The following is a 12,617-nucleotide window of genomic DNA, read 5'->3' on the forward strand; positions in this document are numbered from 1 at the left end:
GGTGACCGTCCGGGGCGGTACAACGGGAGGACCGCTCCCGTCCCGGAAGGACCCCCGTGCCGACCCGCCCCGCCGGTCGTACCCGCCCCACCCGCCCCACCCGGTCCGACTCCCCGCGGTCGCGCGCCTTCCCGCGCCCCCGCCGGGCCCCCGGTCCCCTCGTCGCGGCCGGCCCCGGGCAGGACGTCCCCCTCCGGCTCCTGGTGACCCTGGCGCTGCTGTGCGCCATCGGGCCGTTCGCCGTCGACATGTACCTGCCGACGTTCCCCGACCTGGCCGCGGACCTGTCCACCAGCGCCGCCCGGGTCCAGCTCACCCTCACCACGTTCATGCTCGGCATGGCGGCCGGTCAGCTCGTCCTCGGTCCGCTCTCGGACCGCCTCGGCCGTCGGCGACTGCTGCTGGCGGGCACCTTCGTGACCTTCCTGGCCGGTGTCGTGTGCGCCCTGACGCCCTCGCTGGCCGTCCTCGTCGTGGCCCGCCTCGTGCAGGGTGTCGCCGGGGCGGCCGGTGTCGTCATCGGCCGCGCCGTCGTGGCCGACCTCGCCACCGGTCGCGCCGCGGCCCGCGCCTTCTCGACCCTGGGCGTCATCGGCGGCGTCGCCCCCGTCGTCGCGCCGCTGCTCGGCGGCCTCGTCGCCGGTCACGGCGGCTGGCGCGGCATCTTCGGCATCACCGCCCTGGCCGCGGCCGCCATGGTGGTCGCGGCCTGGTTCGTCGTCCCCGAGACGCTGCCGCGCGAACGGCGGCACGCCGGCGGCGTCCGCGACGTCGCCCGCACCGCCCGGGCCGTGCTGTCCCGCCGCGGGTACGTCGGCTACGTCGGGTCCCTCGTGCTGGTCTTCGGGACCGTCTTCTCCTACGTCTCGGCCTCGCCGTTCGTCCTGCAGAACGTCGTCGGACTGTCCACCGGGACGTTCTCGCTGGTGTTCGCGGTCAACGCGCTCGGCATCGCCGCCGGCGGGGCGGTCTCCACGCGGGCGCTGCGCCGGTTCGACCCCGCGCAGGTCCTCACCACCGGGGTCCTCCTCCAGCTGACCTGCGCCGCGGGGCTGTTCGTCACCGTCCTGGCCCTGGACGCCTGGACGCCGGCGGTCCTGGTGCTGCTGTGGTTCACCGTCTTCAGCTGCGGCCTGATCTTCGGCAACGCGACGGCGCTGGCGGCCGACGAGGTGCGCTTCGCCTCCGGCACCGGGTCGGCGCTGCAGGGGGCGCTGCAGTTCACCGTCGGTGCGCTGGTCTCCCCGCTGGTGGGCCTGGCCGGGGAGCACTCGGCGGTGCCGATGGTCTCGATGATGCTGCTGTGCACGGGGCTGGCGACGGCGTGCCTGTTCTGCGTGGCGCGCCCGGCCACCCGCGCCCGCCGGGCGGGGGCGGTCAGCCCGTCGTGAAGCCGTCGGCGCCCTCGGCGGGTCCCCAGTGGTCGCTGACCCGGGTGACCCGGCCGGGGCGGCCGTGCTCGGAGGGGTCGGCGCGCAACCGCGCCAGCAGCGACCGCAGGGCCCGCCGCTCGCCCTCGGCGACCACCTCGACGTGCCCGTCGGAGGTGTTGACGGCGCTGCCGGCCAGGTCCAGCTCGCGGGCCTGCCCGGCGACCCAGGCGCGGAACCCGACGCCGGTGACGCGGCCGGTGACGAGGGCGGTGAGACGTTCCACGGGTCGCTCCAGGGGTCGGGTGGGTGCGCGGTGGTGCCGGACCGCGCGGCCGGGTCAGGCGTAGACCGGGCCGCCGCTGATGCCGAAGAACTCCTCCAGCGTCACGACGCCGCGTCCGGCCATGCGCGCCAGGAGGTCGGTCCCCACCCAGCGCCAGTGCCAGGGCTCGGGGGCGTAGCCGGTGATCTCCGTCTTCCTCTCGGGGTAGCGCAGCAGGAAGCCGTACCGCCCCGCGTGGGCCTGCAGCCAGGCCGCCTCGGGGGTCTGGCCGAAGCAGTTCTCCAGCTGGCACCCCGGCTGGGAGCTGCCGCCGAAGTCGACGGCCAGGCCCGTCTGGTGCTCGCTGTACCCCGGGCGGGCCGACACGCTCTCGGCGTCCTCCACCCCGTCGCGGCGCACGGCCGCGTCGTGCACCGACCGCTGCCGGGCGTGGGAGCGGTACCCGCTGGTGATGCTCAGCGAGACCCCGTCCCGGTCGGCGGCCTCCAGCAGCGCCCGCAGGTCGGCGGCGACGACCGCCGCGACCTCCTTGCCCCGGACGACCGCCAGGGGCGGGGCGTACTCCACGGGGTCCAGCGGGTGCTGCTTGTTGACCACGACCCACGGGCTCGCGGCGTCCGTGGTGGACGGGCCGGGGTCCACCGCGGGCGCGGGTTCGGCCGCGGCGACCGGCACGGGGTCGTGGACGGCGGGGTCGGCGGCGCTCACCCCGGGGTCGGGGGACCCGAGCCGGGAGGCCAGGACCCCGCCCCCGGTGGCGGCCGCGACGACCCCGGCGAGCAGCGCGCGGCGGGCCAGGACCGCCTCGCGGGTGAACCGGCGGCGCCCGTCGGGCAGCACCTGCGGCGCGAAGGGCGAGCGCTGCGGTCGTGTCCCGGTCCCCGGCCCGGCTGGTGTCATGGGCCGATGGTCCCAGCGCGGCGCGCGCAGGTCACGCGCCGCGCCGGGCGGACCGGGCGGGTCAGGAGACCCCGAGCGCCTGCTTGAGCGGGTCGATCGCGAAGTACACGACGAACAGCGCGGCGACGACCCACATCACCGGGTGCACCGCGCGGACCTTGCCGCGGGCCACCTTCATCAGCACGAAGGCGACGAACCCCGCACCGATGCCGGCGCTGATCGAGTACGTGAACGGCATGAGCACGATCGTCAGGAACGCCGGGACCGCGATCTCCAGGTCGGCCCAGTCGATGCCCTTGACCTGCGTCATCATGAGGAACCCGACGACGACCAGGGCCGGGGTCGCGGCCTCGTGGGGCACGATCGCGGCGACGGGCGCCAGGAAGGTCGTCAGCAGGAACGCGATCCCGGTCACGACGCTGGCCAGACCGGTGCGGGCGCCCTCGCCCACGCCGGTGGCCGACTCGATGAAGCTGGTGTTGCTGGAGACCCCGCCCGCACCGCCGGCGGCGGCGGCCAGGGAGTCCACGACGAGGATCCGGCGCATGCGCGGCGGGTTCCCGTCGGCGTCCAGCAGGTCGCCCTCGGCGCCGATGGCCACGACCGTGCCCATGGTGTCGAAGAAGTCGGCCAGCAGCAGCGTGAAGACGAGCAGGACGACGGTGACCCAGCCGATGCGCTCGAAGGACCCCAGCAGCGAGAAGTGCCCGAGGGTGGCGAAGTCCGGCGGGGAGACCCAGTTCCCGGGCAGCTCGGGGACGTTCAGCCCCCAGGCGCGGGGGTTGGCCACCGAGCCGTCGGCGCCGGTGCGCGGCCCGAGGTGGGCCACCGCCTCGACGACGACGGCCAGCACGGTGGCCGCGACGATCCCGACGAGGATGGCGCCGCGGACGCCGCGGGCCATCAGGACGAGCATGAGGACCAGGCCCACGACGAAGACCAGCGTCGGCCAGCCGGCGAGGAAACCGCCGATGCCCAGTTCCAGGGGCGTCCCGCTGCCGGCGCGGACGAACCCGGCGTCGACGAGCCCGACGATGGTGATGAACAGCCCGATGCCGACGCTGATGGCGATCTTCAGGGGGGCCGGGACGGCGCGGAACACGGCCTCGCGCAGACCGGTGAGCACCAGCACGAGGATGATCAGGCCCTCGAGGACGACCAGGCCCATCGCGTCGGGCCACGTCATGCCCGGCAGGCTCGCGACGCCGAAGGCGAGGAAGGCGTTCAGCCCCAGCCCCGTCGCCAGGGCCAGCGGGTAGTTCGCCACGACGCCCATGAGCAGCGTGACGATCCCGGCGACCAGGGCGGTGCCCGCGGCGACGGCGGCCAGGTTCGGGCTGGTGCCGCCCCCGAGGTAGTGCCCGGTGCTGTCGGGCTGGGTCCCGATGATCAGCGGGTTGAGCACGACGATGTAGGCCATCGTGAAGAACGTGGCGAGGCCGCCGCGCACCTCCCGGCCGACGGTGGACCCGCGGGCGCTGATCTCGAACCAGCGGTCGATCGCGGACGTGGGGGCGGGAGCGGCCATCGGAACCTTCGGGGTCGGTCGATCGTTCGGACGGGCCACGCCCTCGGAGCCGACGGGCATCCTGCCAGAGAACCGGGCCCGGGCCGACCCTCAGTGGACGGGGGCGACGGGCGAGATGACGATCTCCCGGGGCGGCACGTGCACCCCCACCCACGTCGAGGACAGGGCCTCGTGCAGGACGGCGCCGGCCGCGCCCAGCGCCGCGGCCCGCTCCCCCACCTCCTCCAGGCGCACCTCGACCGGGTGGACCTCGCGGGTCATGGCGACCCCCAGCCCCGCGCGCACGGCCGCCCGGACCCGCTCACCGGCCAGCCGCAGGCCGCTGCCGCCCAGGACCACCTCGCTGACGTCGACGACGTTGACGACGCCGACGACCACCCGCGCGATGGCCCGGGCGGCCGCGTCCAGCTCCGCCGCCGCGACGGCGTCCCCGGCGCCGGCGAGCAGGCTGAGCCGGTCGTGGTCGTCCAGGACGGTGCGCGGGGACAGCCGCAGCCCCGCGGCGCGCGCCGCCTCGGCACCCACCCGGTCGGCGTAGCGGGCGACGACGGCGGCCGGGGCGGCGACGGCCTCCAGGCAGCCGGTGGCCCCGCAGGAGCAGCGCGGTCCGGTGGGGTCGGCCACGACGTGCCCGACCTCCCCGGCGTTGCCCGACTCCCCGCGCACCACCTCGTCGCGCAGGACGACGCCGCCGCCGATGCCGGCTCCCACGTGCAGGTGCAGGAAGCTGCGCCCGACCCGGGGCGAGCGCCACAGGTCACCCACGGCCGCGGCGGTGGCGTCGTTCTCCACCAGGACCGGCAGGCCGGTGGAGGTGGTCAGCAGGTCGGCGATGGCGACCCCGTGCCAGCCGGGCAGGTTGATCGCCGAGGTGCGCACGGGGCCGGCGAAGTCGAGCGGGCCGGGGACCGCGACGCCGACCCCGAGGACGGCGTCGGGGTGGGCGCAGCCGTCGACGAGCCCGCGCACGGCACCGGTGGCGTGCTCGACGGCGGTCCGCACCGACGGCGACGGGTCCGGCGACCGGCGGCGGACGGCGTCCAGGACGGTGCCGTCGAGGTCGAGCAGGACGGCGTCGACGTGCTCGCGCTCGAACTGCAGGCCCACCGCCAGGGCCGCGCCGGGGCGGACCGACAGGGCGGTGCGGGGTTTGCCGCCGCTGCGGGGGCCGCCCCGGGCCCGGGTCTCCCCCTCCTGGACGAGCCCGCGGTCCAGCAGCCGCCGCACGATGTTGGACACCGTCTGGACGGTGAGCCCGCTGGCGACGGCCAGGTCGGTGCGGGACGTGCCGGGGTGGCGGCGGATGCCGTCGAGCACCACGGCCTGGTTGTAGTCCCCCACCCACGGCAGGTTCGTGCCTCGTCGCACCCGCGCCTCCTCGCGCTCGGCCGCCCCGGAGGGGGCGCTGTGGGATCGTTCTCAGAATGATGCGACGCATCCGTTGACACAGTCAATCCAGTGGATTTACGTTCCTCGCAACGGCCTGACGGGCCAGGCGCCAGCGCGGGACCGTCGAGCCACCACAGATCGGACACCGCCACGAGGGAGTGGGTTGTGCGTCGTCGTAACTTCCTGACCATCGCCGGCCTCGGCGCCGGAACAGTGCTCGGAACCGCCGCCTGCGGGGGCAGCTCCGAAGGCGGCGGGGACTCCGCCGGCGGGGCGATCAAGGTCGCCTACCAGCAGTGGGGCTCGGGCACGGTGATGAAGGACTACCTCACCACCGTCAAGTCGGCCTTCGAATCGGCCAACTCCGGCAAGACCATGGAACTCGTCCCGATCGTCGCCTCCGAGAACGACTACTACACCAAGCTCCAGCTGATGATGCGCTCCCCGCGCACCTCGCCGGACGTCGTGTACGAGGACACGTTCCTCATCAACTCCGACATCACCGCCGGCTACCTCCAGCCGCTGGACTCCTGGCTGGGGAAGTGGGAGGAGTGGGGCCAGTTCCAGGACGTCGCCAAGGGCGCCGCGAAGGCCGCCGACGGCAAGACCTACGGCATCCCGGACGGCACGGACACCCGCGCCCTCTGGTACAACCGGGACCTGTTCACGCAGGCCGGCCTGCCCGCCGAGTGGACTCCCGCCAGCTGGGACGACATCCTCGCCGCCGCCCGCCAGATCAAGGGCAAGCTGCCGAACGTCACCCCGCTGAACGTGTACTCGGGCAAGGCGGCCGGTGAGGCAGCCTCCATGCAGGGCTTCGAGATGCTGTTCTACGGGACCGGGTCCACCTTGTACGACGTCGACCAGGACAAGTGGAACGTCGGCAGCCCCGAGTTCCGGGACTCGCTCCAGTTCATCAAGACGATCTTCGACGAGAAGCTCGCCCCGGACCCCTCGATCGCCCTGGACGCCCAGGTCAGCACCCGCGTGCAGGAGGAGTTCCTGCCCGGCGGGACCCTGGCGATGAACCTCGACGGCTCCTGGGTCTCCAGCACCTGGCTGGACACCGGCGGCGCACCGTGGCCGCAGTGGAACGACGTCATGGGCCAGGCGCCCATGCCGACGAAGGACGGCTCCGGCGACGGCAAGATCTCCATGTCCGGCGGCTGGACGTGGGCCATGACGAAGAACACCTCCAACGCCGACGACGCGTGGAAGGTCATCTCCACCCTGACCTCCTTCGAGAACAACCTCCGCTACAACATCAACGCCGCCGCCGTGGCCGTCCGCACGGACGTCGCCGAGGACCCCGAGTACACCGGGTCCAACCCGACGCTGGAGTTCTTCTCCAGCCTCGTCCCGGTGACCCAGTACCGGCCGCAGAACACCGAGTACCCGCGCGTCTCCAACGAGATCCAGGTCGCCATGGAGGCCGTCGTCACCGGCCAGGCCAGCCCGTCCGAAGCCGCCGACGCCTACGACGAAGCCGTCAAGGCCATCGTCGGCGAGGACAAGACCGCGACGCTCTGAGTCGCAGAGGGAAGGAGGACCCGTGGCCACGCTGACCCGCCCCGGCCCGCCCACCAGACCGGAACTGCGCCGCCGGACGCACCCGGTCAAGGTCGACATCGCCCGGGCCCTGCCCCTCACCCCCGCGGTGGTGCTGCTGCTGGTGTTCCTGGCCGGCCCGATCCTGTGGTGCGTGTGGGCCGCGTTCACCAACACCGCGCTCACCGGCGCGGGATCGGGCAACACCCAGTTCGTCGGCCTGGACAACTTCCGGGCCGCGTTCGGCAGCGACAGCTTCCGCAACTCCGTCGTCCTCACCCTGGTCTTCACGGTCCTGTCCGCCGTCGTCGGGCAGAACCTCCTGGGGCTGGCGCTGGCGCTGCTGCAGAAGCGCGCGGCGAAGGTGGTGCGCACCCTCGTCGGCATCACCGTCATCGGGGCCTGGGTCATCCCCGAGGTCGTCGCCGGGTACCTCTGGTACGCGTTCCTCGCCCAGGACGGCACGCTCAACGAGATCATCGGCGTCCTGGGCCTGGGCCAGAACTGGCTCTACACCCTGCCCATCATCGCGGTGTCCCTGGCCAACGTGTGGCGCGGCACGGCGTTCTCGATGCTCGTCTACAACGCGGCGCTGTCCGAGATCCCCGCCGAGATCGAGGAGGCCGCCGAGATGGACGGGGCCACCGGCTGGAAGCGACTGCGGTTCGTCACCGTCCCGATGATCAAGCGCACCGTGACGACGAACCTCATGCTCATCACCCTGCAGACGCTGTCGGTGTTCGGCCTCATCTACACCATGACCCGGGGCGGGCCCGGCACCAAGAGCCAGACCCTGCCGCTCTACATGTACGAGCAGGCGTTCTCCTTCAGCCAGATCGGCTACGGCACCGCCATCGCCCTCGTCCTGCTCGCGGTCGGCGGCGTGTTCTCCATCGTCTACATGCGACTGCTGCGCGAGGACTGACCCATGAGCACCCAGACCCCCGCCCCCGCGCTCACCACGTCCAAGCTGTCGGCCGGCGCGCAGAGACCGGTCGGTCCCCGCACCCGGGTCAGCGGCGTCGTCGTCAACGTCGTCACCGCCGCCCTCGGCGTGCTGTTCCTCATCCCGCTGCTGTGGGTGCTCTTCGCGGCCTTCAACGCCGAGGCCGGCCTGAAGCTGGAACTGCCGGGGTCGAACCTCAGCCTCGACAACTTCCGGGCCGTCCTGACCCCGGAGACGACCTACCGGCCCATGTGGAACGGGCTCGTGCTGTGCGTCGGCTCGACCGTCCTGGCGATCTTCGTCGCGACCCTGGCCGCGTACCCGCTGTCGCGCTTCGAGACGCGGTACAAGCGGCCGTTCCTGCTGACGATCCTCTTCTCCACCGGCCTGCCCATCACCGCCATCATGGTGCCGGTGTACGGGCTGTTCGTGCAGCTCAACCTCGTCGACACCCTCGGCGGCACCATCGCGTTCATGGCGACCACCGCCCTGCCCATGTCGATCTTCCTCATGAAGAACTTCATGGACGGCGTCCCCCTCACCCTGGAGGAGGCCGCTTGGACCGACGGCGCCAGCTCGATGCAGACGCTGCGCCACATCGTCCTGCCCCTCATGTGGCCCGGGATGTCGGTGGTGACGATCTTCACCTTCATCGGGATGTGGGGGAACTTCTTCATCCCGTTCGTGCTGCTGCTGTCCCCCGACCGGCTGCCCGCCTCGGTGAGCATCTTCACGTTCTTCGGCCAGTACGGGTCGGTGCAGTGGGGCCAGCTGGCGGCCTACTCGATCCTGTACACGCTGCCGGTCGTCGTCCTGTACGTGCTGCTGTCGCGCCGCCTGGGAGGTGCGTTCAACTTCGGCGGCGCGCTCAAGGGCTGACCGGACCGGACCCTCCCGCTCGACGCGCGGCTCGAGCGGGAGGGCGGCCGGTCACCAGTGCGCCGAGCGCGGCACCGGCTGGCACGCCGGGCAGGAGAACGAGGACCGGTTCATGAACGGGTCCCGGCGCACCAGCGCACCGCACCGCGGGCAGGGACGGCCGACCTGCCCGTACACCGCCAGCGACCGGTCGAAGTACCCCGACGCCCCGTTCACGTTGACGTACAGCGCGTCGAAGCTCGTCCCGCCCGCGGCCAGCGCGGCCGTCATGACCTCGCGCAGACCGGTGAGGAGGTCGGCGGCCTGGGCCCGCGTCGTGCTGCGGGTGGGACGGGCGTAGTGCAGCCGCGCCCGCCACAGCGCCTCGTCGGCGTAGATGTTGCCCACCCCGGACACGAGCGTCTGGTCCAGCAGCGCCCGCTTCAGGCCCGTGGTGCGCTCCCGCAGCCGCTTCGCGAACCCGGCGTCGTCGAAGGCGGGGTCGAGCGGGTCCCGGGCGATGTGCGCGACCGGCGCCGGCAGCATCCGGGACCAGGGGGCGTCGGTGGACTCCCCCGCACCGCCCAGGCCCCCGTCGCCGGTCCCCACCAGCGGCACGACGGCGATCCCGCCGAAGGTGCGCTGGTCGACGAACCGCAGGTCCTCGCGGTCGTCCTCGAACGTCCACACCGCCCGCAGGTGCTTCTCCGGCGGCGCGTCGGCGGCCTCCACGAGCAGCTGCCCGCTCATGCCGAGGTGGACGACCATCGCGTCCGCGGCGTCGCCGCCGGGACCGGCCAGCGGCATCCACAGGTACTTCCCGCGGCGCACCGCGTCGGCGACGACCAGCCCGCGGGTGCGGGCGACCGCGTCGGCCGGGCCCTCCACGTGCCGGCGGGTCACCCGCGGGTGCAGGAACGAGGCGGACGCGACGGTCCGCCCCACCACCCAGCGGGCGACGCCGCGGCGGACGACCTCGACCTCGGGCAGCTCGGGCACGTCAGGAGGACGCGCGCACGGCGGCGGCCGCGGTGGCCGCCCGCAGCGCCTCGACGGCGGCCGCCGCGGCCTTCTGCTCGGCTTCCTTCTTGCTGCGGCCCTCGCCGTGCCCGATCGCGGTGCCGCCCACGACGGCGTCGGCCGTGAAGCTCTTGGCGTGGTCCGGCCCGGACTCAGTGATGGCGTAGGAGGGGACGCCGAGGTCCTCCGCGGCCGTCAGCTCCTGCAGCGCGGTCTTCCAGTCGGTCCCGGCGCCCAGGCGCTCGGAGGAGTCCATCAGCGGCGCCGTCAGGCGCAGCACGAACTCCCGGGCGCCCTCGACGCCGACGGACAGGTACGCCGCCCCGATGACGGCCTCCATGGTGTCGGCCAGGATCGAGTTCTTGTCCCGGCCACCGGTGCCCAGTTCACCCTTGCCCAGGCGCACGTGCGCCCCCAGGTCGAGCCCGCGGGCGATGTCCGCCAGCGCGCGGGAGTTCACGACAGCGGCCCGCAGCTTGGCGAGCCGGCCCTCGGAAACGTCCGCGAACCGCGTGTACAGCTCGTGCGTCACGACCAGGCCGAGCACCGAGTCCCCCAGGAACTCGAGCCGTTCGTTGGTCGGCAGCCCGCCGTGCTCGTAGGCGTAGGAGCGGTGGGTCAGGGCGAGCAGCAGCAGCTCCGCCTCGATCTCCACCCCCAGAGCAGCAGTCAGCCGGGCGACGTCTCGGACGTCGCCCGGCGTGACGGCGGGGGCCTGCTGAGCGGTCAGCTCAGAGGTCCTTGACCTTGCGGCCCTTGTACTCGAGGTACAGCGGGGTGCCGGCGGAGTCGGTGACGACGCGGGCGGTGTGGGGACGCGAGTACGCGACCTGGCCACGGACGGTGTCGCGCACCAGCGTCTCCTCGGACGCCTTCCACTGCGAACGGCGGGCGCGGGTGTTGCTGCGGGACATCTTCCGCTTCGGGACGGCCACGATCAGCTCTTCTCTCTGGTTCCGGACGGGGAGTCGTCACTGCTCGGGAGCAGGGACTGCAAGGCGGCCCACCGGGGGTCCGCCGGTTCTTCGGGGACGGGGGCCGGTTCGGACACCCCGATCTCGTAGTCCTGCTGGCAGGGACCGTCGCACGCGGGCTGGAACGGCAGCTCCAGCACGATCGCGTCCCGCACGGCGGGTTCGAGGTCGACGAGCTCGCCGGGGGCGACCTCACGGATCTCGTCCTCGTCGTCGGCCACCTCGACCGGCGTCCTGCCGGGGTAGGCGAACAGCTCCTGCAGGGTGACCTCGACCGGTGCGGTGACCTCGGTGAGGCACCGCACGCACTCGCCCACGGCCGTCCCGGAGACCGTGCCGGAGACCAGCACACCCTCCATGACCGCTTCCATCCGCAGGTCGAGCTCGAGATCGCTGCCCTCCGGGACGCCGATGACGGCGATCCCGAGGTCGGCGGGGGCGGGCACGGTGCGCCGCAGGGTGCGCATCGAACCCGGCCGGCGCCCCAGGTCGTGCGTGGACAGCACGAGCGGCGCGTTCGGGTCCAGGTGACCTTCCGGCAGTTGCCTCTTGCTCACGTCCACACCTCGTTCCCCAGTCGTTCCGGCACACCACACGGCCCCGCCGCTGGTGGGAGTCCCACGCGCGCCGAGGCCGCCCCCAAGGGTAACCGAGGGTGCCCCCCGCGACCCAATCGGCGGGCCGGACAGGGCTCAGGACTCGGCGGCGGGCACCGCGGAGGCGGCCGTCGCGCCGGCCGGGGCCTGCCCGGCGGCCCGGGCCGGGGCCTGCGGCGCCTCCTCCGGCTCGGCGTCGGCGTCGGCGTCGCGCACCTTCAGCCGGTCCCGGCCGCGGGCGGCCTGCTGCTTGAGCCGGTCCAGCTCGTCCTCGAAGTCCGACAGCTTGCGGTCGACCCAGGCGTCGGCGTCCAGCCGCAGCCGCTTGGCCTCCTCCCGCGCCGTCTGCACGATGTGGTCGGCCCGCTCCCGGGAGGCGCGGGTCACGGCCTGGGCGTCGACGAGCTCCTCGGCCCGCTCGCGCGCCTCGGTCAGCACCTTGTCCGCGTCGGCGCGGGCGGCCTCGAGGACCTCGTCGCGCTGGGCCAGGACGTCACCGGCCTGCTGGACCTCGGCCGGCAGCAGCCGCCGGACGTCCCCGACGAGCGCGAGCAGCTGCTCTCGGTCGACCAGCACCGACGACGACAGCGGCACGCCCCGCGCCCCCGACACGAGCGCGGCGAGCTCGCCGAGCTTCTCGTGCACCTCCACAGCAACAGCCTCTCGTAGATCCGTCAGTCCGAGCCGGTCGCATTCTCCCCCAGCCGTGCGGCCAGGGCCGCACGCACCGCCGCGGGCACCAGCCCCGAGACGTCCCCGCCGTACCGGGCGACCTCCTTGACCAGCGAGGAGGAGACGTGCCCGAACCTCGGGTCGCCGACCAGGAACACCGTCTCGACGTCGGCCAGGTGCCGGTTCATCAGCGCCATCGGCAGCTCGTAGGCGTAGTCCGTCCCCCCGCGCAGCCCCTTCACCACGACCCGCGCGCCCAGCCGCCGGCACTGGTCGACCAGCAGCCCGTCGCCGAACTCGTGCACGACGACCCGCCCGGCGCGCGGGTCGCCGGAGTCCGCGAGCGAGCGCCGGACCAGCTCGACGCGCTCGGCGCCGGTGAACAGGCCGCGCTTGGCGGGGTTGACCGCCACCGCGGCGTGGACGACCTCGAACACCCCCGCCGCCCGCAGCAGGACGTCGAGGTGACCCAGGGTCAGGGGGTCGAAGCTGCCCGGGCACACGCAGGAGGTCGCCGTCACGCCAGAACC

Annotated in this window: 14 protein-coding genes; 4 read left to right on the forward strand and 10 right to left on the reverse strand. The window is 73.5% G+C overall.

The features are described 5' to 3' along the window. The first annotated feature begins 56 nt into the window (after positions 1-56). A complete protein-coding gene (locus ACRYRX_RS10100; protein ID WP_432511728.1) occupies positions 57-1,391 on the forward strand; it encodes a multidrug effflux MFS transporter in 1,335 nt (444 codons plus the stop codon). Here the strand turns inward: ACRYRX_RS10100 and ACRYRX_RS10105 are convergent. The 4 genes from ACRYRX_RS10105 to ACRYRX_RS10120 form a co-directional block, all read right to left on the reverse strand. Then, complete coding sequence (locus tag ACRYRX_RS10105) at positions 1,378-1,656, reverse strand: acylphosphatase (RefSeq protein ID WP_432511729.1); 279 nt, start codon at positions 1,654-1,656, stop codon at positions 1,378-1,380. The two genes, ACRYRX_RS10100 and ACRYRX_RS10105, sit on opposite strands and share 14 nt — an antisense overlap. Positions 1,657-1,710: 54 nt before the next feature. Then, positions 1,711-2,556: a M15 family metallopeptidase gene (locus tag ACRYRX_RS10110; protein WP_432511730.1), complete on the reverse strand. Its 846-nt coding sequence runs from the start codon at positions 2,554-2,556 to the stop codon at positions 1,711-1,713. Between the two features lie 61 nt (positions 2,557-2,617). After that, positions 2,618-4,084 (reverse strand): NCS2 family permease, encoded by a 1,467-nt coding sequence (locus tag ACRYRX_RS10115; protein WP_432511731.1) that lies wholly within the window; start codon positions 4,082-4,084, stop codon positions 2,618-2,620. A 90-nt stretch (positions 4,085-4,174) separates the two neighbouring features. Next, positions 4,175-5,452: an ROK family transcriptional regulator gene (locus tag ACRYRX_RS10120; protein WP_432511732.1), complete on the reverse strand. Its 1,278-nt coding sequence runs from the start codon at positions 5,450-5,452 to the stop codon at positions 4,175-4,177. Positions 5,453-5,638: 186 nt separating this feature from the next. Between ACRYRX_RS10120 and ACRYRX_RS10125 the strand changes: the two genes are divergently transcribed. From ACRYRX_RS10125 to ACRYRX_RS10135, 3 genes are read left to right on the forward strand one after another with little or no spacing between them, the layout of a single operon-like run. Continuing rightward, positions 5,639-7,003 carry an extracellular solute-binding protein gene (locus ACRYRX_RS10125; protein ID WP_432511733.1) on the forward strand — a complete coding sequence of 455 codons (1,365 nt, stop codon included), beginning with the start codon at positions 5,639-5,641 and terminating at the stop codon, positions 7,001-7,003. 22 nt (positions 7,004-7,025) lie between these two features. Next, a complete protein-coding gene (locus ACRYRX_RS10130) occupies positions 7,026-7,946 on the forward strand; it encodes a carbohydrate ABC transporter permease (RefSeq protein WP_432511734.1) in 921 nt (306 codons plus the stop codon). Positions 7,947-7,949: 3 nt separating this feature from the next. Then, on the forward strand, positions 7,950-8,846 hold the full coding sequence (locus ACRYRX_RS10135) for a carbohydrate ABC transporter permease (protein ID WP_432511735.1): 897 nt from the start codon (positions 7,950-7,952) through the stop codon (positions 8,844-8,846). 51 nt (positions 8,847-8,897) lie between these two features. On the opposite strand, the gene mutM is transcribed toward ACRYRX_RS10135, so the two are convergent. The 6 genes from mutM to coaD all read right to left on the reverse strand — a co-directional run bounded on the left by mutM (position 8,898) and on the right by coaD (position 12,608). Next, a complete protein-coding gene (gene mutM, locus ACRYRX_RS10140) occupies positions 8,898-9,824 on the reverse strand; it encodes a bifunctional DNA-formamidopyrimidine glycosylase/DNA-(apurinic or apyrimidinic site) lyase (protein ID WP_432511736.1) in 927 nt (308 codons plus the stop codon). Position 9,825: 1 nt separating this feature from the next. Continuing rightward, on the reverse strand, positions 9,826-10,575 hold the full coding sequence (gene rnc / locus ACRYRX_RS10145) for a ribonuclease III (RefSeq protein WP_432511840.1): 750 nt from the start codon (positions 10,573-10,575) through the stop codon (positions 9,826-9,828). Between the two features lies 1 nt (position 10,576). Beyond that, positions 10,577-10,780 carry a 50S ribosomal protein L32 gene (gene rpmF, locus ACRYRX_RS10150; protein WP_432511737.1) on the reverse strand — a complete coding sequence of 68 codons (204 nt, stop codon included), beginning with the start codon at positions 10,778-10,780 and terminating at the stop codon, positions 10,577-10,579. 2 nt (positions 10,781-10,782) lie between these two features. Further along, positions 10,783-11,376 carry a YceD family protein gene (locus ACRYRX_RS10155; protein ID WP_432511738.1) on the reverse strand — a complete coding sequence of 198 codons (594 nt, stop codon included), beginning with the start codon at positions 11,374-11,376 and terminating at the stop codon, positions 10,783-10,785. Positions 11,377-11,511: 135 nt separating this feature from the next. Continuing rightward, positions 11,512-12,066 carry a hypothetical protein gene (locus ACRYRX_RS10160; protein WP_432511739.1) on the reverse strand — a complete coding sequence of 185 codons (555 nt, stop codon included), beginning with the start codon at positions 12,064-12,066 and terminating at the stop codon, positions 11,512-11,514. A gap of 23 nt (positions 12,067-12,089) precedes the next feature. After that, on the reverse strand, positions 12,090-12,608 hold the full coding sequence (gene coaD / locus ACRYRX_RS10165; protein ID WP_432511740.1) for a pantetheine-phosphate adenylyltransferase: 519 nt from the start codon (positions 12,606-12,608) through the stop codon (positions 12,090-12,092). Positions 12,609-12,617 lie beyond the last annotated feature (9 nt).

Source organism: Kineococcus lubricus, from assembly GCF_050871965.1.
Classification (GTDB): Bacteria; Actinomycetota; Actinomycetes; order Actinomycetales; family Kineococcaceae; genus Kineococcus.